The organism is Blautia sp. Marseille-P3201T, from assembly GCF_900120295.1.
Classification (GTDB): domain Bacteria; phylum Bacillota; class Clostridia; order Lachnospirales; family Lachnospiraceae; genus Blautia.
The window spans coordinates 104,484-128,157 of sequence record NZ_LT635467.1; the positions used below are offsets into that span (position 1 = coordinate 104,484).

Annotated in this window: 22 protein-coding genes and 1 rRNA gene; 6 read left to right on the forward strand and 17 right to left on the reverse strand. The window is 38.3% G+C overall.

Annotated elements, in window-relative coordinates; translation table 11 throughout:
* Positions 1–7: 7 nt before the first annotated feature.
* From BQ7352_RS02910 to BQ7352_RS02930, 5 genes are all read right to left on the reverse strand, one after another.
* On the reverse strand, positions 8–2,557 hold the full coding sequence (locus BQ7352_RS02910; RefSeq protein ID WP_072446826.1) for an ABC transporter permease: 2,550 nt from the start codon (positions 2,555–2,557) through the stop codon (positions 8–10).
* A gap of 53 nt (positions 2,558–2,610) precedes the next feature.
* Positions 2,611–3,567, reverse strand: a complete 957-nt coding sequence (locus BQ7352_RS02915; RefSeq protein ID WP_072446828.1) for a sensor histidine kinase — start codon at positions 3,565–3,567, stop codon at positions 2,611–2,613.
* Positions 3,561–4,262, reverse strand: a complete 702-nt coding sequence (locus BQ7352_RS02920) for a response regulator transcription factor (protein ID WP_072446830.1) — start codon at positions 4,260–4,262, stop codon at positions 3,561–3,563. Before BQ7352_RS02920 ends, BQ7352_RS02915 begins: the two co-directional genes overlap by 7 nt.
* Positions 4,263–4,301: 39 nt before the next feature.
* Positions 4,302–6,932, reverse strand: a complete 2,631-nt coding sequence (locus BQ7352_RS02925; RefSeq protein ID WP_242948506.1) for an FtsX-like permease family protein — start codon at positions 6,930–6,932, stop codon at positions 4,302–4,304.
* Positions 6,933–7,181: 249 nt separating this feature from the next.
* Positions 7,182–8,045, reverse strand: coding sequence for an Rpn family recombination-promoting nuclease/putative transposase (locus BQ7352_RS02930; protein WP_072446833.1), 864 nt, complete (start codon positions 8,043–8,045; stop codon positions 7,182–7,184).
* Positions 8,046–8,208: 163 nt separating this feature from the next.
* Here BQ7352_RS02930 and BQ7352_RS02935 point away from each other — a divergent pair, with 163 nt between their 5' ends.
* Together BQ7352_RS02935 and BQ7352_RS14590 are read left to right on the forward strand one after the other, a co-directional pair.
* Positions 8,209–9,360 carry an IS91 family transposase gene (locus tag BQ7352_RS02935; RefSeq protein WP_072446888.1) on the forward strand — a complete coding sequence of 384 codons (1,152 nt, stop codon included), beginning with the start codon at positions 8,209–8,211 and terminating at the stop codon, positions 9,358–9,360.
* 50 nt (positions 9,361–9,410) lie between these two features.
* Positions 9,411–9,587, forward strand: coding sequence for a hypothetical protein (locus BQ7352_RS14590; protein WP_200791354.1), 177 nt, complete (start codon positions 9,411–9,413; stop codon positions 9,585–9,587).
* A 165-nt stretch (positions 9,588–9,752) separates the two neighbouring features.
* Here BQ7352_RS14590 and BQ7352_RS02940 read toward each other — a convergent pair whose 3' ends face one another.
* The 10 genes from BQ7352_RS02940 to BQ7352_RS02985 form a co-directional block, all read right to left on the reverse strand.
* Complete coding sequence (locus BQ7352_RS02940) at positions 9,753–10,298, reverse strand: FmdE family protein (protein ID WP_072446835.1); 546 nt, start codon at positions 10,296–10,298, stop codon at positions 9,753–9,755.
* A gap of 11 nt (positions 10,299–10,309) precedes the next feature.
* The gene (locus BQ7352_RS02945) at positions 10,310–11,125 is read right to left on the reverse strand and encodes a class I SAM-dependent methyltransferase (RefSeq protein WP_072446838.1); all 816 of its coding nucleotides are present in this window, start codon (positions 11,123–11,125) and stop codon (positions 10,310–10,312) included.
* Positions 11,126–11,141: 16 nt separating this feature from the next.
* A complete protein-coding gene (locus BQ7352_RS02950; RefSeq protein ID WP_072446840.1) occupies positions 11,142–11,912 on the reverse strand; it encodes an ABC transporter ATP-binding protein in 771 nt (256 codons plus the stop codon).
* Positions 11,906–12,970, reverse strand: coding sequence for a FecCD family ABC transporter permease (locus BQ7352_RS02955; protein WP_072446842.1), 1,065 nt, complete (start codon positions 12,968–12,970; stop codon positions 11,906–11,908). The genes BQ7352_RS02950 and BQ7352_RS02955 overlap by 7 nt, the downstream gene beginning before the upstream one ends.
* Positions 12,939–14,078 (reverse strand): iron ABC transporter substrate-binding protein, encoded by a 1,140-nt coding sequence (locus BQ7352_RS02960; RefSeq protein WP_072446844.1) that lies wholly within the window; start codon positions 14,076–14,078, stop codon positions 12,939–12,941. Before BQ7352_RS02960 ends, BQ7352_RS02955 begins: the two co-directional genes overlap by 32 nt.
* A 199-nt stretch (positions 14,079–14,277) precedes the next feature.
* Positions 14,278–15,156, reverse strand: coding sequence for an aldose 1-epimerase family protein (locus BQ7352_RS02965; protein WP_072446846.1), 879 nt, complete (start codon positions 15,154–15,156; stop codon positions 14,278–14,280).
* A gap of 4 nt (positions 15,157–15,160) precedes the next feature.
* Positions 15,161–17,041, reverse strand: a complete 1,881-nt coding sequence (gene ftsH, locus BQ7352_RS02970; RefSeq protein ID WP_072446848.1) for an ATP-dependent zinc metalloprotease FtsH — start codon at positions 17,039–17,041, stop codon at positions 15,161–15,163.
* 128 nt (positions 17,042–17,169) lie between these two features.
* The gene (locus BQ7352_RS02975) at positions 17,170–17,913 is read right to left on the reverse strand and encodes a sigma factor (RefSeq protein WP_072446851.1); all 744 of its coding nucleotides are present in this window, start codon (positions 17,911–17,913) and stop codon (positions 17,170–17,172) included.
* Between the two features lie 72 nt (positions 17,914–17,985).
* Positions 17,986–18,921 (reverse strand): cysteine synthase A, encoded by a 936-nt coding sequence (gene cysK, locus BQ7352_RS02980; protein ID WP_072446853.1) that lies wholly within the window; start codon positions 18,919–18,921, stop codon positions 17,986–17,988.
* A gap of 64 nt (positions 18,922–18,985) precedes the next feature.
* Entirely contained in the window at positions 18,986–19,849 is an 864-nt protein-coding gene (locus tag BQ7352_RS02985; protein WP_072446855.1) for an AraC family transcriptional regulator, read from the reverse strand.
* 151 nt (positions 19,850–20,000) lie between these two features.
* On the opposite strand from BQ7352_RS02985, the gene BQ7352_RS02990 reads away from it, so the two are divergent.
* On the forward strand, positions 20,001–21,326 hold the full coding sequence (locus tag BQ7352_RS02990; protein WP_072446857.1) for an MATE family efflux transporter: 1,326 nt from the start codon (positions 20,001–20,003) through the stop codon (positions 21,324–21,326).
* A 77-nt stretch (positions 21,327–21,403) separates the two neighbouring features.
* Here the strand turns inward: BQ7352_RS02990 and BQ7352_RS02995 are convergent, their stop codons facing one another.
* Positions 21,404–21,853 (reverse strand): Hsp20/alpha crystallin family protein, encoded by a 450-nt coding sequence (locus BQ7352_RS02995; protein WP_072446859.1) that lies wholly within the window; start codon positions 21,851–21,853, stop codon positions 21,404–21,406.
* 288 nt (positions 21,854–22,141) lie between these two features.
* Between BQ7352_RS02995 and BQ7352_RS03000 the strand changes: the two genes are divergently transcribed.
* Genes BQ7352_RS03000 through BQ7352_RS03010 form a run of 3 tightly spaced genes read left to right on the forward strand, consistent with a single transcriptional unit; the run spans position 22,142 to position 23,341 of the window.
* A complete protein-coding gene (locus BQ7352_RS03000; protein ID WP_072446862.1) occupies positions 22,142–22,345 on the forward strand; it encodes a DUF362 domain-containing protein in 204 nt (67 codons plus the stop codon).
* Positions 22,342–22,926, forward strand: coding sequence for a 4Fe-4S binding protein (locus BQ7352_RS03005; RefSeq protein WP_072446864.1), 585 nt, complete (start codon positions 22,342–22,344; stop codon positions 22,924–22,926). The genes BQ7352_RS03000 and BQ7352_RS03005 overlap by 4 nt, the downstream gene beginning before the upstream one ends.
* Before the next feature lie 16 nt (positions 22,927–22,942).
* Positions 22,943–23,341, forward strand: coding sequence for a rhodanese-like domain-containing protein (locus tag BQ7352_RS03010; RefSeq protein WP_072446867.1), 399 nt, complete (start codon positions 22,943–22,945; stop codon positions 23,339–23,341).
* Positions 23,342–23,549: 208 nt separating this feature from the next.
* On the opposite strand, the gene BQ7352_RS03015 is transcribed toward BQ7352_RS03010, so the two are convergent.
* Positions 23,550–23,674, reverse strand: a 23S ribosomal RNA gene (locus BQ7352_RS03015); the annotation flags it as partial.

Consider the following 23,674-nt stretch of genomic DNA (forward strand, 5'->3'; position numbering starts at 1 on the left):
CTTTTCCTTATTGTTTTAACTTTTCCATCAATGTTGTTTTTGTCAAAATTCGATTGCACCAATAGAACAGGATTAAGAAAAAAATCAAAATCGCAACTATGAATAAAATAAATACTTCAAGACTGACTCCGCACATTTCTAAATAATAATAGGTGCTCTGTATTCCCTCTTTCAACGTATAATTATCTCCAAAATTTTCTATGACATATCTCACTTTCAGCCATTCTCTGATTACAAAATAGACGCCGTAAAAGAAAAATGCTAAGAATAGAGAAGAAACACCTGTAAGCGCTCCCTTTTTCAAAATTTCAATGTACATTTGTTTGTTTGACATACCGATTGCCTGCAAAATTCCATACTTTCTACATTCGTATCTGGCTGCAAGTGTAATCAAATTCCATAAAAGTAAGAACAGCGTAAGTCCAATACATCCTCCGCAGACACAGATAAGAAGCAAATTCTGCAAATGTGAAAGAACCTGTGCAGACACTTCTTCTCGATTATTATCCAAGGTTGTACCATAAGCTTTTGCAGTCTGAGCAACCAGATAATCTGTTGAAAGATATTTTGCATTTACAGATGTATAAATCTCTGCACTACTGTCGCCGTATATATCGCCTCCTGTATAATGACTGCTGACCTCCGCATTTTTACTTTCATCAAGCACCTTCTGCATGAAATTATCTGACACTAAAATATTATAATGAGCCCCGTAGCTTCCGATATATCCTTTCCCTGCCCCTTCCCGAAGTTTCCGCTTCATAGGCTGTACGGCAAGCTTCAAAGAATGTTCTGACGCAAGACTTGGATTTTGAAAATCCTCTGAATTTCTGTCATAGAACCTCAGATTTATGGTATCTTCTTTGTCTAAACCGGTATCTTCATACACCGTACCGTCAAAAGTAATTTTTCCGTCATCTTCTGTAACAAAAGTAACCAATGCTGTTTTTCCTTCTTCAAAAGCTTTCTCATCAAATCCGGAAATGGCTGTATCAAAATAGTCCTTCCAATACTCTTTTCGAATACCAATTACACGAACACCAATTCCCTTAGGAAAACACATATACTCCGTTGTACCGTCTGCATTCTGCTGTTCCATAAAAATAGGCTGATTTTTGTTCTTATTTTCTTTACAAGCTGATGCTAAAGGCACTTTTTCCATATTGTCAAAGCTCAACTCTCCTACCATTTCCCCATAGGGCAAAACTTTGGTTATTCCCGGCAGTTCTTCCAACACTTTTACTTCTTCTTCACTGATTGTTTTTTCTGCCGCATCTATCCTGTAAGAGTTCTCCTTTTCTGCCCATCTCTTTTCAAAAAACTCCGGTATACTCTCCATCATTACAAATAACATTACTGTGGAAAACATTCCTGCCAGCAAAGTAAGAGAAGCTTTTTTTATACTTCTGTAACGCTTTCCCATCTTTCCGGACATGGTAATTTTTCCTGTTAACGGCTGCTTCATAGCTAGATAAAGCACCAGCAAACGACAGAAAAAGATAGATCCAAGCCATAAAAGTGTTACAACCAAAAATCCGAAAATCGGAATAGAAATTCGGAAATCCGTAAAACTTACATTGATAAATACCTTAAAAATCCCCCACAAGCCTGCGCTTCCAATTATCGTTCCTAAGCAAATGCAGGGTACAACCATACACATTGTTTCATAAAATAAAAGTCCAATCAGTTGCTTTTTTGTGCCTCCGATACTGCGAAACAAGGCAATGGAACGAAGCTGCTCCTGCATCTGCACAAAATAAACGCAAGCAACTGCCAATACCGTAGTAAGCAAAATCAATACCAGATAGAGGTAATAATCTGCTTTCTCTGACAAGGAATTATATGCAAATGTATTGCCTACAATCTTTAAATTTTTATTCTCCGTCTTCCCGAATGCAGTCTGAATACTGCCTGTCAAAGCCTCCTGCTCTTTATCAGAAGTGACAAAGTAATGATAATCAGGAAATGGCTGTAATTTCTCCCCATCCTCTTTTACAATAAAAGCGGCAGGAAGGCTGACGTTTTCCTCGCAATTCCATAAATGAGAATATTGTTTCAGTACACCGCAAAGAGTAAACTCTGCTTCCACCCATGTTTCTAAATCTTTTTGAAAACTGATTACAATCTTTTGATTAAGCTCGTAATCGTAGCCTAACGCACTCAACAGACTGGCTTCCATAGCGATTTCTCCTGATTTTTCAGGAAAATGTCCTTCCAAAAGCTCCAGATTTCCCATCTCGATGAGAGCTTTATCCGGTGTTCCAATGGTATCTGAACCTCCGATATTACCATAGGATAGCAATGTTCCTACTTGCTTTGAAAGAGGATTTTCTTCTAAAATTTCTTTGTCCTCTTCCGTGCTATTATAAACTGCGGTTTTCCATGAGCCATAGGTATCCAGCCTATATTGTGCATTTGTTTCATTCAGACTGTCTGTAATTCCCAGCGTGATTACCGTAAACGCAAAGGAACAAAGAAGAATAATTCCCAACAGAAGGCTATTCCTCTTTGTTCCTCTTATCCGTTGTATTGCCAGCGAAAATAACTCATTTTTCATACTTCGATGCCCCTCTCTGCTACCTTCTATACTAAGATTATAACAAGAAAAGCTTACAGTTTTCTCTCATTTCCCCTTACGATTTTGTAAGGTTCTGTGCCATAAAGCATTGGAAGACTTACAAGAAAACAAGCGCCCTTCCCCTGAATATTCTTCACGGAAATACTTCCGTGATGGGATTTTATAATATCCTGTGCCATATTAAGCCCTATACCATATCCTGCTTTTCTGGAAGTTCCACGGCAAAAACGCTGGAATAAGATTGGCATTTCTTCCGGTGAAATTCCCTCTCCTTCATCACATATAGAAACCTTAATATCCCCTTCTTTTTCTTCCAAATTCACCCAAACTATTGTGCCCTTTTTGGTATGCTCGGCAGCATTTTTTAAAAGATTTTCAAAAGCCTGCATAAGCCAGAAACCATCTCCAAAATACTTTTTAGGAAGCTCCCCTTTCATCTCAAAGCTTACTTTTCTCTTATGTGCAATCACTTCCAGTCGCTCAATACAAGCGCTTATCAGCTTTTCTAAATCCAGCTCCTCATAATCCATAAGTACCTTACCGGCAGCCAGTTGGCTGGATTTTAAAACCCTTTCAATTTCCTCTGTAAGGCGGGTAACACATTTCTGCCCCTCTTTTAAAGCTGCTTTTTCCTCCTCTGTTTTGGTATGAAAATCAGCCAAATCAAGACGTATCTGTAAGGCTGTAACCGATGTTTTCATCTGATGTGCCATATTTTCGATAAAACTGTTTGTATAGATTTCCTTTTGCTTTTTGTGATATCTTTCATGAAGAAGCTGTTCCTCCAGCTCCCGAACCTGATTGAGCAGATTAAAACAAACCCCTTCCTCCAGAGACTTCTTATTGACTTGCTCCGGATAAAGAAGAAAATGGCTGATATCTGCTTCTGCCTGCCTGATATTGTCTTCCATTTTTCTGCTTTTTCTAAATAACAAAATTGCGGCAATGGTACTAATACACGCTATAATAAAACAAACTATTGTCAACATGGTTTTTGACACCTCTTTACCGGCACTGCCCAGCGATAGCCTACTCCACGTATGGTCGTAATGTAAGGAGCTTCCTCAAAAGTTCCCAGCTTATCCCGTAAACGGCTGACATTTACATTCAATGTATTTTCCTCCACAAACTGAAAATCATTATCCCACACATGGTAAAGCAAGTCCTTTCTGGTAATGGTATTCGGCCAGCTTTTCAATAACAACACGGCAATCTTCAATTCCACGGAAGTAAGGGGAAGCGCTTCTTTTCCTTTTATCATCTGGTGTGTAAAATGATTATAATACAACTCTCCGCTTTGATAATATTCCCCCTTATTTAAGGAAGAACGGCGAAGAATTGCCTGCATACGCACCAGCAATTCCTGCATACGGAAAGGCTTTGTAACATAGTCATCTCCCCCAACCTGAAATCCCCGTATAAGCTCTAATTCGCTGCTGCAGCCTGTGAGAAAAAGAATAGGAACATCCGAAAACTCTCTGATTTTTTTACATAAATCATATCCACTATCCTCACCGAGACAAACGTCCAAAATTACAAGAGCAATATTTTCTCTGTTTAAAATCTCTATGGTATCTGCACTGTTATCTGATACAGACACTTGATAACCATAGCTTTTCAAAATATCTGACAAACCGTTTGCAACATTTTCATCGTCTTCTGTAATCAAAATATGAAACTTCATTTTAGACCTCTGTAAATCAAAATTCTTGTAAGCATTATATCAAAAAAGCTTTGCGTTTTTCAACCTGCGCTTCGGTAAATATAACATTAAAAATACTGCTAAAAATGCTGCTGCGCTAATCCAAAACGCCTCAAATCCTCCTATTCCGAAAATTTTCATGCTTTCGATTTGCTGCTGTAAAATTTGAGAAAAACTGCGCACTTCCTGAAATTCCTGCTGCAAATACCTCTGCTGTTTCCACACATTTTCAAAAATCCAGACTCCATATACACCCCAACCGCAAAAAACAGAAAAAACTGCTGTTTTCAAAGAATTTCTTCTTAGTCTATTTTGAAGCTGTCTTTTTGACATTCCCAGTGCTTTTAAAACTCCTATTTTACGTTTCTGATTTTCATAATCAAAAGCCAGAATATTACAAACTGTAAGAAGTAAAATCAATATAATGCACACTCCTCCAAAAAACAGCAAGAAAAATTCACGTTCTGCTTCCTGTACAGACGCCGTTATCATTTCACGCTCATTGCGTAAATTCATTTCATACTGCTCACATAAATCTGCCACAATAAAATCCGTAGATAAATATCCTGCACTTTCTGATGTATAAATATCTAAAGAATTATAACCTAATTCCGTACCGGTTTTATTAAATCCCAGCTCGTAACCCTCTTTTGCATTTTCCAAGGTTTCCTTTAGGCTCTCATAAGAACATAACACCATATACGGTTTTCCTGTAAATAACAACGGATCATAAGCTGACTTCTCCCTATTTACTTTTATAACAGCTCCTACTTTTGCTGTCATATTTCCGACTATTGATACATCACTCGCCTTTCTTTCTATTCTTTCCCCTACTGGAAAACCATAAAAATTCAGCTCAATCTCATCACCTGCTTTTATTCCTGCTTCTGTATAAGACTTCCCTCCATACACAAGATTACCATCTACATCTGTGGAAAATATAATAATAACTTGTTTCCCTTGACGAAAAGCTTCTTTGTTTACTTGTTCTGCGTGCGGTAAAGTTTCCATTCGTTCCTCTGGTATCCCATAGATAGATACCCCTAATCCGTTTGGATAATCAATAATTTTTTTATTTCCTGCGCCATCTATCATATTTAGTAATACCGGCTGTGTATCTTCAGAATTTTCTCTGACTGCCTGAAAAAAATCATTTTCTTCCATATCTTCAAAACGCAATTCGCAATTCTCTACCAACTGTGCATCTATCTTACTGACTCCCGGTATCGCTTTTATATTAGAAAGTTCTTCCTTTGGAATACAGGCAAATGGATTTTCCAGCGCATTGATACTATAAGAACGTGACTTTTCGTTTATTTCCCTTTTATAAAATATTGGAAAGGCTTCCATACAAACAAAAATCACAATGCCTGCCATAGCCACCGATAATCCTGCCAATAACACACCTTTCATCCTGTTTACCTTCTGCTTTTTTACCTGCTGGATTTCAAATCTTCCTGTAAGAGGCTGTTTTAATGCCATTTGTAATACCAAAATCCTCATACCTGCAAGAGCGATAATCCACAAAGTAAAAAATAACACAAGAGAAACAACCGGTATATCTAAAACAAAGACTGCATTTTTCTGTCTCAATAAGACTTTTACCAAACACCATGTTCCCAATGCCCCTGTAATGCTCCCCAATACTGCTGCCGGAAATCCAAGCAGAGCTGTCTCGAAAAAAATCAAAATTCGTAATTGCTTCTTTGTAATTCCAATGCTTCGAAAGAGAGCAATCTGATATACTTGCCTGCGCACCTGCAACATATAAAGACACACAATCGCAGCAAGTGACACTATAAAAATTGCCCAATGAAACAGTTGCTTTTTCTCCATCTGCTGTACATCAGGGTATGCGTATGTGTTTATAAGAACTTCCTGTTGAATTTCTGCGTCTTCCTGTTTCAATCCCTCATTAATCTCACAAATTTTAGAAGTATCATGGTTCTTCATTGTGAAAAAGCAGTTCTTTTCAGGCGGTAATGGCACCATTTCCTCCTGCTGGATTTTTGCCTCCAAAAAAAGCTCCTGTGCGCCCTTTTCTGTGAGAATTGCACTGTTTAAGGTCGCTTTTCTCCCTGCTTCCCAAAGGTTTGTATATTCTTTCAAAACCCCGCAAAGAGTATAAGTTTTTGTCACTTGAATAGAAGGAAAAGCATCTTCCTCCTGCGTCTGTTCATCTAAATATTGAGCAGGTACAGAAATCGTCAAATCTATCTTTTGTCCCAGCTCATAATCATAGCCCAGAACACTAAGAACATCTGCTTCTACTGCAACTTCATCACCGGATTTTGGAAGTCTTCCGCTATTTAACTCTAGTCTTCCCAGTTTCCAAAGGTGGTCATCCACTGTTCCTATTCCACTGTTTCCCGCAATTTTTCCATAGCATTGCGCCATTCCGCTTTCTTGAATAAAAGGTGTCTCCCCTAAAAAATCCAGCTCCCTCTCGTTTGCATTTAAAACTGCACCTTCCCATATACCATAAGTATCATATCTACATTCTTCATTTGTTTTATCCATACTTTCTGTAAGAGAAAGAGAAATCATGGCACAGGTAAAGCTCAGAAATAATACAAAGAAAATCAAAAAACTGCTTCTTTTTCTCCCCCTTATTTCATCAATAGCCATAGAAAATAAATAGTCATTTTTCAAAAAAACACCCCCTCTATTGAATATTGAAGCTTTTATATTTCTTTCAATTATACCGCTTATAGCTTACAACTGCATCTCAATATTCTTACAATAATGTAATAATAGAATTCCTCTGCTTTTTTTGAAATTTTGCCTGAAATGGCGTTGAAATGTTTCCATCCGAGGTTGTCGCATTAAGTAAAAATGCACTTAATACAACAGCCTCATTTTTCAGTTAGATATTTAGATACTGGTTTATTATTCACTGTACTACATTTTAGAAATGAAATCGTCTAATGACTGTGCCTTTAACGCTGTCTCCATCCAGCCTTTAATTACTTCTACATCTTCCTGTTCATATAATGTTTCCAAAAGGCTGTCAGGTAATTGTCCGAATTTGGACAAAACCATCTGAAGCATCTCTATTGCAGCTTTTAATCCTTCTTTTCTACCTTCCTTACGCCCTTCTCTGCGTTCATCTTGCATCAATAATTCCAAAAGCATAAATCTCTCCTCCATTTCTCTGCTCCCCTTGATATGGGTGACTGATTTCTGCACTTGTCTTACATAATCATCCTGAAAGTCCGTCTGACTTTCTTTTAAGTCTGCATGCACAAATTTCAGAAAAGAAACCAATTCTTCCGGCACATCTTCTGCGTTTTCTCCACAGGTGTTTAGAAACATAATACAACGTCCGTCTTTTAAAGACGCTTTTTGTGTTTCCTCACAGCTTTTTCGAAAAGTATACCGATATTTCCCTTCGCCAAAAGGGTCAAAATCACAGAGAAAAATCACATAGCTGTCGGGAAGCTCTGCATATTCACACCCTTTTGCCAAAAGCTCCATATCCATCTGGCTTTGGTAATAACGGCTTCTGCGTCCCAATGCAGGCTGCTTTAGTACCTGCATCTCTATATTATAGCGGGTATTCTTTTCATCCTTTGCATAAACGTCTAATCGCACACCTTTGTACTCCGGATGGTAGACGATATTTTTCTCTGTGCTGATTTCCACATGGTCTATTTTAATAGAAAGCGCACGTTCTAAAAAGCCTTTGCAGTTCTCCTCCTCTGACATCACTGCTGCAAACATAAAATTATTTTTGATTGTAAGATTTTTCAATAATGTGTTCATACTTTTTCCTCCACTTTGCAGAGGAATTCTATAACATCCATTATAACAGATGGCGAAGAAATTTATCAATAAAAAAGTGTCTTCGACACTTCAACTCCCCTGCCCCTCAATCTTTGAGGGGTTGGGGCTTTCTTTTTCCTTCCCTATCTGTCATAATACTCTCATGAATATACTTCAAAAAATTTTTACCGACTATTATGAAGAAATTAAATATACCCTCCATCCCAGAAAAACGGAAATGGAAAACATTGATAAAATGATCCACTGCGGTGATCCTTCCTTCGGCGGTGCCATGTATGCCTGCACCCACTGCGGTAACCTAAAATTCGTTCCTTTCCGCTGTCACAGCCGCTTTTGCCCTACCTGCGGCATCAAATATTCCATGGAGCGCTCTACCAGCATGGCTTTCAAACTCATACAGTCCAGCCATCGCCACTGTGTTTTTACCATTGACAAAAACCTTCGGGATTTCTTTCTCAAAGACCGCACACTCCTTGACTGCCTTTTTCATTCCGTCAACAGTGTCGTCTCCCGTATGTTTTTCAAAATCAATCAATCCAAAAATTTTACCCCCGGCTTTCTCATGGTTTTGCATACCTTTGGCAGGGATCTCAAATGGAACCCTCACATTCACTGCCTTATTTCCGAAGGCGGTCTTAGTGATGATGGACTCTGGAAACCCGTAAAGCATTTTAACTACACCTTTCTTCGGAATGCTTTCCGCACCGCTCTCCTCAATGAGATGGAAACTCTCCTCGGTTCTTCTTTTAAAAAAGTAAAAGCCAAATGTTATGATGAACACAAGCAGGGCTTCTATGTTTATGCCAGACCAAACCTCTGTGACCCTAAAGCAGTCATCCGCTATATTGGCCGGTATCTTGGCCGACCTGTCATCGCCGTCTCCAGAATTGACTCCTATGATGGCGAAATGGTGACTTTTCATTATAACCGCCATGAGGATGATCAATATATACAGGAAACTATTCCTGCCATGGATTTCATAAAAAGGCTGATCCGCCATATCCCCGAAAAGCACTTTAAAATGATCCGTTATGGCGGCTTATATGCCAGACACAGAAAAACAGATGCAAAACTCTACCGGGCTATCCCCAAAAGCAGGCACCGCATTTACCGAAGCTTCAACCTGTGGCGCAATGCCATTCTTTCTTCCTTCGGCTATGATCCTTTGGAATGTCCCGGCTGCAGGCACAAAATGGAGTTCCTGGAACTTTATTATAATCACCAACGCGTATCCCTCGAAGAACTTTATGAGAAAGCAATGTCCAAATTTCTCGGAAAGCGTTCTTCTGCATGATTTCTTTTTTTACATTCTATGCTATAATCCTCTAAAAGGAGGATGGTTGCATGAAAACAGGTATCGAGGAATTACGCAAAAAATACATTGACAATCCACCAGAAGGAATGACTCCTAAGGACATTCGCAATATGAGCGAGGAGGAGCTTCTGGATATGGATTACTTTTTAAACGAAGATGATTTATTTGCCGATGAGGCTGGTGTAGAAGGTTTTTATATCTTCTAACGAGCGTCATCTTGTTCCTATGCCCACCTTTGTGTGGGCTATTTTCATTCATTGTTCCAACAAAAGTCGGAATTTCCTATTATATGAAAAAAGATTACGCAACAGCGCAATTTCCGCGCGCGAGTGGTTCACAAAGTGATAATTTCATTTCCGCGAGCTGCGCATCTACACATCAAAACGATTATATTTTTCATAGCAATCCAGACAAAACAGTTTGCCTCCCTGTAAACGAAGCATAGGCTCTGCTGTAATCTCCCCACAGCAGCTGCATGGCTCTGATTTAAAAATTCTGGCTGCTTCCGGCAGTTCAATTACAGTCTCTTTTACATCAAATAACTCTGCCGGTTCATGGCTCTGGAAATAAGCAAAAGAGTCTGCTCTACTCATACCTTCCGGTGTTGGTTTTAATACTAAACGCACAGATTTCCCATTTTTTCTATTATAAAAAGAGAATGCCTGTTTCCCTCTTATGTGGAATAAAAGGTTTCCTTTTCCCACGCTGCATCCCAAAATCACCTGAATGGCATCAATCCCGCAGGCATCGTTTTCCACAATACAAACCAGCTCCTCATCTCCGGAAAGACAGCCTTTTTCGTCTGCTTCCAATCCTAATAATTCAATGGCATATAACGCAGCCTGAAATCCAATGGTAAGCCCACCGCACTCATGTCCATGAAAAGCAACACATTTCTTCCATAATTCATCTCTCATTTTCTTCACCTTTACACACACCAGCTCATTGTCACAATGGTGGTATTTGTCCTTTCTGTAATTCTTCCGTTCTCGCTTATATCTGACAAATATGCCTGCATTTTGCCTCTCTGTTCCCACGTGACTTCTCCCTGCAAATTTGCCCTGTCAATACACCATGCCAGCATATCTTCCACACTTTGACTGATTTCCCATACCTCATCACGATAAGAAATATAGGGAGAATACCCTTTCAGCCACAAATAAGAAAATATCATAGCAATAGAGGAGTCTGTTTCCTTTTTATTTTTTTCTATTCCTGCTGCCTGAAATGCCCCATCAAGCACCCTATCACTTCTCCTCGAGGGCTTTACCAAAAAGCACTTGTTTCTGGAACAATTACACATTTTTTCTAATGTATAATAATCCGCAACAGCAGGTGTCATGTGAGCAAACACTAGGTCAAAATTTTTCAAAAATCCCATTTTTTCAATATCAAGACTTGCCCAATCAGCATGAAAAAATGATACATTTTTCAGATGTTTTTGCTCTGCCAGCTCCTTTGCCGCCATAATCATTTCTGATGATACATCCGTGCCTGTCACCTGTGCTCCTGACTTTGCCAACGCCAGACTAAAGCGCCCTGCACCGCATCCGATATCCAGAATACGGGTGTGTTCATCTATCTGCATTTCTCCATAAACTTGTTTCAAAAAAGGATTTTCTTCCGGTGTTGGAATGGTTTTTTCCTTATACTGTCCTGCCTTTTTATCCCAAAGCTTTGCCTGTAATTCACCCTGTCTGTTATCCTTTCTACTCCACTCTTTTTCCAGCTGTTCTAAGTTCATTTTATCACTCTTTTCTTTATATATCTGTCACCTGCGAGTCTACCAATACCATCTTCTGTCCGCCCACAGATACCACCTCACCATGAATATGATAAACATCCCAGATAGCTTTTCGATTAAGAACCTCCGCATCCCCGCTGGCATACACCTGCCCGTCCTGCATCAGCAAAAATCTGTCACAAAAGCGAAGAGCTAAGTTTAAATCATGGATGACAACAATCGCAGAGATTTTTGTTTCACGACAAATATCTCGTACAATCTGCAATACCTGATACTGGTTTTGAAGGTCAAGACTGCTGGTAGGCTCATCTAAAAGAAGCAGTTTGGGTTCTTGTGCCAAAGCTCTTGCCAGCATAACTTTTTGACGTTCTCCCCCGCTTAACTGGTTTAAAAAGCGTCCTCTCATATCCGATACTTTTAATTTATCCATTGCTTCATGAACCATCTCATGGTCCTTTTCCGTAACACCCCACTTCATGTAAGGTTTTCTTCCCAGCATTACCATGTCATGAACTGTCATTTTTACATTGGGTACACTCTGAGCTACAAAGGCAATCCTCTTTGCCATTTCTCTTGCTGACAACTTTAAAATTGCCTCATCATTTAACATAATACTGCCCTGTCTAGGCGTTAAAATCTGATTAAAACATTTCAGCATAGTACTTTTTCCGGCCCCATTGTTACCTAAGATTGCCATAAATTGCCCTTCTCCTAAGGTAAAACTGATATTTTTTAATACTTCCGGTCCTCCCGGATAACCATATTGAAGATTTTCCACCTTTAGCATGAACGGCTGCCTCCTTTAAACAGTAAGTATAAGAACAACGGAGCTCCAAGGAAGGAGGTAATCGCTCCAATCGGAAGAATAATCGGACTTATAAGCGTTCTCGCTGCCAAGTCACCCAGAAGGAGCAAAACAGCTCCGGCCAGCATAGAGCCAGGGATGAGATATACATGATTATTTCCCACTACCATTCGTACAATGTGTGGTGCCACAAGACCGATAAAGCTGATTAAACCAATATAAGAAACAATGGTAGATGCCGTAAAACAACATAAAATCATGTTAATAATAATTAATCTTCTTACATGAATTCCAAGACTGGTTGCCGTTTCATTTCCACTTAACAATGCATTAAAGTCCCATCGATGAAGAATAAAGTAAATTCCTGCAAGAAAAACAACTACCGTCATAAAACTAATCTCTTTCCAATCGGTACTTCCTAAATCTCCGAAAGTCCAAAATACCAGTGCATTTAATTCCACTTCATCTGCAAAATATTGAAGAAGGGTAGTAGCTCCGGTAAACATAGAACTGATTGCCACACCGGCGAGTACCACAGACTCTGCTGAAATCTGACAGAAACGGGACAGCCCAAAGATTACAATAGCAACTGCCATACTTCCTATAAAAGCGCAAATAGGAATAATAAAATTTCCATTTGCAGCGCTTCCTGCTCCCAAAACAATGATTGCAAAAGCAGCTCCAAATCCCGCTCCCTGAGATACTCCAAGGGTACTTGATGAAGCAAGAGGATTGTTTAAAATTGCCTGCAAAATACAGCCTGTCACTCCAAGTCCTGCCCCGGAAATTGCAGCTGTACATATACGAGGCAGTCTTACATTTTGCACTACTACATTAATTTTATTATCAGATGCCTGTCCAAATATTCCCAATATTAATTCCTTTAAAGGTGTATCGTAAGAACCTGCCCACATAGAAAATAACACGGTAAGAACCAACACCACTGCCAAAATAATCAAAAATAAAACACTTTTTCGCTGGTTTTTCCGGTATGCGGTATCATTGCTGTTATTCTCCAATTTGGACCTGTCTGAACTCATATCCATTCTCCTTTAATACATCATAAAACTTTTGTCCCAACAACTTTTCAAAGATTTCGTCTGCCTTTTCTGCCGGATTAATATCTGCAAATTTTTCAGGATACAATACGGAACCTGCATAATATGTATCAGCCAGAGCCATATCCAGGTTTGAAGCACTGGAACGGAAAGAAATCTGAGAATACACTTTTCCTTCCTGTACTGCCTTTAACTGATTATAATAATCAGGATTTTCTGCATAATGTTGTTTAATCAATTCCATACCATTAAAATCAACAAAAATCACATCCGGATTCCATGCCAGAACCTGCTCTAAATCGATGTTAAAAGCTCCTGTCTGGTCTGTTTCATTTGCCAGATTTTTAGCATAAATTGCAGAAAACGGTCCATAGTTTGCTTCTGTTCCCTCAAATCCATGATGCCCCTTAAAACTTACTCCTCCTACATAAACGGTTTCCTTCTCATCTTCCGGAATATCCTTTGTTCTGTTATCTAAATCCTTTTTTGTGTCCTCTAAGTAAGCAATAAGCTCTTCTGCTCTATCCTCTTTCTGGTAAACCTCTCCCATAATTCGAAAAGTTTCATATACGTTCTCATCCATCATCTGGTCACTTCCAGGAATAACAACAACAGGAATTCCTGTCTTTTCCTGAACATCATCCGCATCACAATTTCCCAGTGCAGACATCATAATTACATCAGGATCTACTGTAATAATTTCTTCAATGTAGTGCTCCCCATTATTTCCTACTACAGGCAAATCCTTGAATTTATCAAAATTCACATAATTATATGGTCTGGAAATACTCTGTTTCTGCTCATAATCTTCCACTCCTACAACCAAATCCTGCGCCTGCATATAGCAGGTATAGCGAAGACTTGTGACGTTCAGACATACAATACTGTCTACTTCAGCAGGAATTTCCACTTCTCTGTCCATGCTGTCCACAATGGTTCTCTTTCCATCTTTTTCTTCCGTGTTCTGTGCTTCTTTCTTAGTATCAGTATCTTTATTCTCTGTTTTTGCGCCATTACTTCCACACGCTGCCATTCCTGCTGTCATACATGCTGCGAGAAGCAGTGCCAAAAACCTTGTTCGTCTCTTCATAATTTATATATCCTCCTCTTTATGTTAAGTCAAACTATGCCTGATGAACTATTCTGTACTTTATTCTGGCATTTTGATATTATTTTATCACATTCTATAACTTACACAAGCCTCCCAGGGGGATAATCATTTTATAAAAAGCAGAAAAAAATGTTGCATGGAACGAAGCTTAGTTTCTACATTCCATGCAACAGCTCTATTATTTTACAATTTTCACTTTGAAAAATCCTGTGTAATAGCCATCTGGCTTCAAGCTCACCAGATTATCCTGTTTCTCTAAATCTTCTATAATGTCCTTTCTGGATGGAAGGGAGCTCCACGGCTCAATACATACATAAGGTGCATCTGTACGAGGTCTGTGCCAAATTCCCAAATATCCTAAATTATTAGTCTCCATCTCAATTCTTGCATTACCCTTCTCCGATGCAAGCGTCATTTTAGAAGGAACATCCTTTAAAATAATGGCATCGTCATCAAACATATCATGGTGCAGATGTAATCTTTGCTTATCATCTAAAGTAAAGGCCTCATCCTTACCTGTAACAAAGCAGTCCTCTGACATTCCCACACGCTTCATATCTGTCCCATTTGCAAACTCAATAAAGTAATCATCAAAGGATAATTCTTTCTCTATAGGCACCTGAAATCCCGGATGACCTCCAATACCAAAATACATGACTTTTTTATCCTTGTTAGACACGCTGTAAGATACTTTTAATTCGTTTTTCAAAAGCTCATACTTTACTTTCAGTTCAAAATGATAAGGATATTGTTTATAAGTTTCTTCACTATCTGTCAATGAGAACACCATTTTTGTCTGTGTTTTTTCTTTTAATTTCAACACAGTTCTCTTTAAAAAACCATGTGTAGTCATATCGTAGGTTTTACCCTTTAAAATATATTTTCCCTGTGTCAGACGGGCAATATAAGGGAACAGGTTAGGGGCACATTCTTTCCAGTATTTTTCATCCCCCTGCCACAAATATTCTTTACCTTCTGCATCTTTTATAGAGCGCATCTGTGCACCTAAATCCTCTACGGAAACTTCTATTTTATCATTTTTAATTGTGTAAATCATTTGCTTATTCCTCTGCTACATCTTCATTCATGCCAATCCTTGGCTTTGTATTTAAAATCCGCATAAATTCTTCACCTGTAATGGTTTCGTTTTCATACAGGTATTTTGCCAACTCGTGAAGCTTGGCAATATTATCTTCCAGAATTTTATATGCCTTATCATGCTGTTTCTTTACCAGTTCCACAACTTTCTTATCAATCAAAGTCTGTGTTTCAAAAGAACATGCCAAAGAGCTGTCTCCTCCCAGATACTGATTTGACATACTTTCCATAGCAACCATATCGAATTCTTCACTCATACCAAAACGGCTGATCATTCCTCTTGCAATTTTCGTTGCCTGTTCAATATCATTAGATGCTCCTGTTGTTACAGAATGGAAAATTAATTCTTCTGCTGCCCTTCCTCCTGTAAAGGTAGCAATCTTATTCTCCAGTTCTTCCTTCGACATAAGGAAATGTTCTCCTTCGTCTACCTGCATGGTATAACCCAGCGCACCGGAAGTTCTTGGAATAATTGTAATTTTATGCACTGGTGCAGAATTTGTCTGAAGTGCTGCCACAAGAGCATGTCCTACCTCATGATAAGACACAATAAGTTTTTCCTTTTCGGAAAGAACCCTGCTCTTCTTCTGGTAACCTGCAATAACAACTTCTATACTTTCTTCCATATCTGCCTGTGTTGCAAATTTTCTTCTGTCACGGACTGCTCTAAGAGCTGCTTCATTTACAATATTTGCCAGCTCTGCACCGGATGCACCGGATGCTGCTTTTGCAATCTCATGGAAATTCACATTATCTGCAATTTTAATTTTTCGGGCATGAACTTTTAAGATTTCTTCACGACCTTTCAAATCCGGCAATTCTACCGGAATTCGTCTGTCAAAACGTCCCGGACGAAGAAGCGCTGCATCAAGAGAGTCCGGTCTATTTGTGGCAGCCAGAATAACAACACCCTTAGAACCATCAAATCCGTCCATCTCCGTAAGCAGCTGGTTTAACGTCTGCTCACGTTCATCATTACCACCTATTGCGCTTCCGTCACGTTTCTTTCCAATCGTATCAATTTCATCAATAAATACAATACATGGTGCTTTTTCGTTGGCTTGTTTAAATAAATCTCTGACCTTTGCCGCACCCATACCTACAAACATCTCTACAAACTCAGAACCTGAAATTGAAAAGAAAGGTACACTCGCCTCACCGGCAACAGCTTTTGCCAGTAATGTTTTACCAGTACCCGGAGGGCCTACTAAAAGCGCACCTTTTGGCATAGATGCACCAATTTCTTTGTATTTTTCAGGATTATGCAGATAATCCACGATTTCTGTAAGCAATTCTTTCGCTTCATCTTCACCTGCTACATCTGAAAATTTAATTCCTGTAGATGAATTTACATAAATTTTAGCATTACTTTTACCAAAAGTCATTGCCCCGGCTCCGGCTCCGCCACCCATGTTTTTCATCATCTTACGCATAAGCCAACTTCCTAAAAACCACATAAGTACAAAAGGAAGTACCCATGTGAGCAAAAGACTCACAAGAGGGTTCATTTTCGTGGGAATTTCCTCAGAAAAGACAACATCTGCTTTGTGCAGTCTATCTACTTCCTGTAAATCAGAAATACGACCTGTCTTATACACTTGCTCTTTATTATCTTTTCCTTTTTCCACATAGTAAATCACATCCGGTTCCAAAGTAACCTCTGAAATCTTGCCGGCTTCCAAGTCATCCAAAAATTCATTATAATCAGCTTCCTTAATGCTTCTTTCCGCAATATAAGGAACTACAAATGTATTCAGCAATACTAAGACCAAAAGTATTATTCCATAATAAAATAACACCGGTTTCTTAGGAGGCTGTGGTTTTTTCTTTTCTTCAATATCCATTTCATTATCCTCCATTTTTACATTGTTTCCAATGCTTCAGGTTTTGCCCTGTTATATAGACTATACTGCTTCACGTATTATTATGCAATGAAGAAAAGATAGTAATTCTATTAAAAAACAATAAAACTCTACTTGTCATCTCCTGTTAATCGAAGCACAGACTCCATTTCCTCAAGGTCCATATCCAGAAATGCAGCCAACTCCTCCACACTGTACTTCACATCCTCATCTTCGGTAAGCTCTTTTACCTTTTTTTCCAAATCTCTGACCTTTTCTACCAGAATATTGTCTTCTTTTTTCTGCTGAGCCTGTTCCTCAATAAATAATTTCATGGTACTTTCAATTTCCCTGACAATCCATTCAGACGGAGCTTCCTGCTCTGAAAGACGCTCCAAAGCTGTCAAAAGTCCCATATTTCCTTCCTGAAGTAAATCTCCGAAAAATATATCTTCACGGTTTAATTTCTTTGCAGCTTTTACAATCTCATCTTGATATGCACGGATTAATTTTTCTGTACATTCCTGATTTCCTGCTAAAAATGCACGAAGCAGTTCCTCTTTTAATAATTCTTCCTCTGTTTCAAAGCCCAAAAGATACTCTTCTAAAAATTCTTTTTCTTCTGAAGTAAGAGGAATTTCTGCTGCTGCCTCTTGCACTACTTCTTCCTGTACCGAAGCTTCCGGTGATTTCTCTGCTCCATCTACATGAATACCTTGTATTTCCAAGAAATCATAGACCTTCTGTAATTTATCCTGAGTAATGTCATCTCCTTCGAAAAATTTTTCTACTAAAGCTGCCTTTACCTTTTTTCCATTGTTTAAAGCAAGTGTCTGTACTTCCTTTAATTTATTTTGAAATTCAATAATATCCATTTTACATTCTCCTGTCTTTCTCTTATATTTGAAGTTTAACACAAAGCAGACACTTACACCATAGCTTTTCCATCAGCTTTCAAATAATGGTGTAGAATAATAGCGGTCTCCGCTGTCCGGAAGCAATGCCACAATCGTTTTTCCTTTATTTTCCTCACGTTTTGCCTGTTCAATAGCTGCATACAAAGCTGCGCCGGAGGATATACCCACTAAAATTCCCTCTTTGTGAGCAAAAAGTTTTGCTGTTTCAAAAGACTTTTCTGCTGTAATCGGCATAATTTCATCATAAATCTGTGTATTTAAAACAGCAGGTACAAATCCGGCGCCAATTCCCTGAATTTTATGAGGTCCCGCTGTACCCTTTGACAGTACAGGAGAGTCTGACGGCTCTACTGCAACAATCTTCACAGACTTCTTCTTTTCTTTCAAATATCCGCCGATACCTGTAATTGTTCCTCCTGTTCCTACCCCTGCAACAAAAATATCCACATTTCCATCGGTATCCTCCCAGATTTCCGGACCGGTAGATACCATATGCGCTGCCGGATTTGCCGGATTATCAAACTGTCCTGCAAGAAAGCTGCCTGAAATCTGCTCTGCAAGCTCCTTCGCTTTCTCAATCGCTCCGGTCATACCCTTCGCCCCTTCTGTAAGAACAATCTCTGCCCCGTAGGCCTTCAGAATATTTCTTCGCTCCACACTCATAGTCTCAGGCATAGTCAAAATTAACTTGTAGCCTTTCGACGCTGCAATAGAAGCCAAACCAATTCCTGTATTTCCTGAAGTCGGTTCAATAATCGTTGCGCCCGGTTTCAATTTTCCTTCCTGCTCTGCTGTTAAAATCATATTTTTTGCAATTCGGTCTTTTACACTTCCTGCCGGGTTTAAGTATTCCAATTTTACAAGGAGTCTGGCTTTTAAATCCAGCATTTTTTCTATATTTGTAGCTTCCATCAATGGTGTTTTTCCGATAAGCTCCTGTACGTTTCTATATATTTTTTCACCCATAATTTTATCCTCCTTTTATATCCGACTATTTTAATAGGAATTATAGGATACTTGCGTAATCCTGTCAAGAAAAACTCTCTTTCTTATAATATAAGGGAGAAATTCCGTAATGCTTCTTAAACAACTTACTAAAATGGTACGCATCCGAATATCCCACAGCTGCCGCAACCTCTTTTATCGGCTCTTCGGGAGATATTTCTAAAATTTCTTTTGCTTTTTCCATGCGAAGCCGAATTAAATAATTGATAGGAGTATCTCCCGTTTCACTTTTAAAAATTTTTGCGATATAAAAGGAGCTTAAATACATATTTGCCGCAATTTGCTCCAGGGATATTTTTTCCTGATAATTTTCTTCCATATATTTCATAATCTGCTGCACAACATATTTCTTTCCCGTGGATTGAAAAATATATCCTTTGCCTTCCCCTTCCTGCTTTTCCTCTCTCTGTTCTCTGATAATCATGCACAATGCTTGAATTAAATATGCCTTTAGCATAAAATAACGCCCTGCGCCGCATTCTCTTGCTTCCTTATTCATCGCATTACAAATTTGAAAAATATTCTTTTTCATCTTGTCTGTCATTTTCATAATCTTTTGGTTGTTCTTAAATAAAGGAAAATATCCACTTTCGCACCCTTTAAAAGAAACTTTGGAAAATCCAATATAACATTCTTTCAATCCCTCTTTTGAATATCCTGCTCTGCTTCTATGATACGTGCCGGGATTAAGTAAAATCAGATCTCCTTCCTCCACTTCATAATTCTTACCATCAATATAAAATCTTCCTCTTCCGCCCATAATAACCGCAAATTCTATAAAATCATGGGCATGATAATTTTCTTCCTCTTCTGTTCTTGTTGAAACACAGGTAAACAAAAATTCCGGATTTAAGTCTCCCTCTGTAATATCATACATTTCTTTACACATACCCTGCCTCACTTTTCTCATCTATTTATAACTATACAATATATTACATCTATTTCACAAGAAATTACATTCTACTTTTTTAAAAAATTTTTATAATAGAGCTTATCTCCGATAAAAATAATGATTTTTAACAGAAAGGAAGTATTCGCTCATGACAAAAACACTTACAGGGGGAAATCCAGCCAAATTGATTTTTTTCTTCTCTCTCCCACTTATTATCGGAAATATATTCCAACAATTTTACAGTATGGCAGACACTTTGATTGTAGGACGCACAATCGGTGTAAATGCACTTGCAGCCGTAGGTTGTACCGGAAGCATTACTTTTTTAATTCTTGGCTTTGTTCAAGGACTTACCTCCGGCCTATCTATTATTACTTCTCAAAAATTTGGAGCAAAGAACGAAGATGATGTAAGAAAAAGTTTTGCAGCCAGCATTCTGATCAGCAGTGCTGTAGCAATTATTACAACAATTCTGTCTGTACTGTTGGCACGGCCTTTATTAGAACTTTTGCAGACACCTTCTGAGATTATTGATGATGCATGGGCATACCTTGTCATTATTTTTTTAGGTATTCCTGCAACTGTTTTGTTCAATCTTTTATCCAATGCGGTTCGAGCATTAGGTGACAGCAAAACTCCTTTATATTTTCTCATTTTTGCCTGCTGTATAAATATTATACTTGATTTGGTATTTATACTGTATTTTCATCTGGGAGTTGTCGGCGCCGGCATTGCTACTATACTTTCTCAGCTTTTATCCGGCATTTTATGTATTTTCTTTATTATAAAGAAAGTCCCTATTCTCTGGTTGAAAAAAACAGATTTTCAAATGCACTACGAAGTAATTACCTCCCATTTAAGCATTGCCCTTCCAATGGCTTTCCAAATGTCAATTATCGCCATTGGTTCTCTGATGCTGCAATTTGCATTAAATGGTTTGGGCGCTGCTTCTGTAGCAGCTTACACTGCTTCACAGAAAATTGAAAGTATTGCAACTATGCCCCTTGGTTCTTTCGGAACAGCTATGGCAACTTATGCAGCCCAAAATTATGGCGCCGGAAAATTTTCCCGTATTCGAAAAGGCGTTTTTCAATGTATTTTAATGTCCGGCAGTTTCAGTATTCTTTCCGGTGCAATCAATGTAATCGCCGGAAGTCAGCTTACCAGTATTTTTGTAGGCTCACAGGAAACAGAAGTTCTTTCCTTGTCTCATACTTATCTGGTAATCAGCGGATGTTTTTATTTCGCTCTGGCATTATTATTTATTTACCGTTTTACCCTTCAGGGTTTAGGCAAAAGTTTCATACCTACTGTCGCTGGTATAATGGAACTAATTATGCGTGCTGTCGGAGCACTCGTTTTAACCGAAGCTTTTAGCTTTGCCGGCGCCTGTGCTTCTAATCCGCTGGCATGGATTGGAGCCTGTATTCCACTTGCCTGTTCCTATTATAGAACTATGAAAAAATTAAAATAGAAACAGAAAAAAATTCCGGCTGTGCTAAATTAATACGCAGCCGGAATTCCCTTTTATTTTTTAATAACTTTTTCCTCTTATCCCTCAATCGCTATATATTTATTTTCTTCCACCTGTTTTGTTGCTTCTTTTGGTACAGTTAATCTCAAAATTCCATCCTCAAATTTCGCATGAATATCTTCTTGATGAATATTTTCACCAACATAAAAGCTTCTGCTCATTGCACCTGCATAACGCTCTCTGCGAATATAATTGCCCTGTTTATCTGTTTCATCTTTATCCAGACCTTTTGCAGCATTGATGGTCAAATATCCATTTTCCAGTTTTGCTGTTACCTCATCTTTCTTAAAGCCAGGCAAATCAATATCTAATTCGTAGGTGTTTTCTGTTTCTCTTACATCTGTTTTCATAATATTTTTTTCATTCTTTCCATACAGAGGATTTTTTCTTCCGAAAAACTCTCTCTCAAACGGACAATCCATAAAGTCATCAAATAAGTTTTCTCCAAAAATACTAGGCATCATCATAAGTCATATCTCCCTTCATATAAGACAATAGATTTTATTTTAGCACTTTGGAAAATCCAGAGTGTCGATTACATGAACCAATGGATTAGGTCTTTTTCCTTTTCCTTTGTTCTATTTGTAATATAACACTTATAGTTAGCACTGTCAACACCCAGCTGCTAATTTCACAGTTTTTTCACAATTGTGATAAAATCACTGAATCTTCACCTTTCTTCCTGGTATAATAAATGAAATCATCTGGTATCTTTTGATCCTAAGATTGATTTATTAACTTCAGGAGGTTTTGTTATGGAAAGAAAAAAGCGGAAAGCTTTTATCAACACCAGTGATTGCGTTGCCTGCGGCTGTTGTATAAAAGTATGCCCCAGGAACGCTATGGAAATTTGGAAAGGAATAATGGCAAAAGTTGATTTTTCCAAATGCGTAGGATGCGGAAAATGTGCAAAAGAATGTCCTGCTTCTGCAATTGAAATTCAGGAGGTGGTATCATGAAAAAGCATTGGTATGACTATCTTTGGATTGTATCTCTTACCTATCTGATATTAGGATTTTTCAATATTCTCTTTGCCTGGCTTGGTCTGCTATGCTTCTTTATTCCTCTAATTATTTCTATCTCAAAAGGAACAAAGAGTTACTGCAATCGCTACTGTGGAAGAGGACAGCTCTTTAATCTATTAGGTGGACGCTTCGGACTTTCCCGTAGGAAAGATATTCCTAAATGGATGAAAAGTAAAGCATTCCGCTATGGATTTTTAATTTTCTTTTTCATCATGTTTTTTCAAATGCTTTGGAATACTTATCTGGTATTTTCCAACGCACAGAATTTAAAACAAGTTGTAACACTTTTATGGACCTTCAAAGTTCCTTGGCACTGGGCATACCATGGTACGCTTATTCATCCAGGAGTTGCACAGTTTGCCTTCGGTTTTTATAGCGTTATGCTGACTTCTACTATTCTTGGTTTTATTACAATGCTCTTGTTCAAACCTCGAAGCTGGTGCGTCTATTGCCCCATGGGAACCATGACGCAGCTTATATGCAAAGTGAAAAATAAAAAACATTATAAAATTTAATTTAGGGGAAAATACAATGAAAATAAGAAAAATTATTCCTGTTTTAGCTTCCACATTACTACTTCTTGCGGGATGTGGCTCTAAAAATTCAAATGCAGAAAATAACAGTTATCGCCAAATTGATATGGAGGAAGCTGAAAAAATAATGCAAGAAGAAAAAGACTACATTATTTTAGATGTAAGAACTCCTGAAGAATATGAGGAAGGCCATATTCCTCACGCAATCAATATTCCAAACGAAACTATCAGTACAAAAGAGATTTCCGAGCTTCCCAATAAAGAGCAGCTCATTCTGGTTTACTGCCGCAGTGGAAACAGAAGTAAACAGGCTGCCGGAAAACTCAGTAAGCTGGGATATTCTAATATTGTAGAATTTGGCGGAATTATTGATTGGAAAGGTGAAATCGAGAAATAACAAAATAGAATTGATATTTGGAGTTGTCAGATTAAAGACAGCTCTTTTTTTACTTGTCAAAAAAAGTTAAGTCATATAAATTAAAAAAACGATTGGAATAATCCAACCGTTTTTTCTTGTACCTTCAAAACTACATATATAAAACGAAACCTTCCAACTGCCGTTCAGTGAAGTTTTGGATACTTCTATAATCCGCTTTCTCCACTATTAGGTCAAGCCCTCGACCGATTAGTAGCAGTCAGCTCCATACATTGCTGCACTTCCACCTCTGCCCTATCTACCTCGTCGTCTTCAAGGGGTCTTACTTCTTTCGAATGGGATATCTCATCTTGA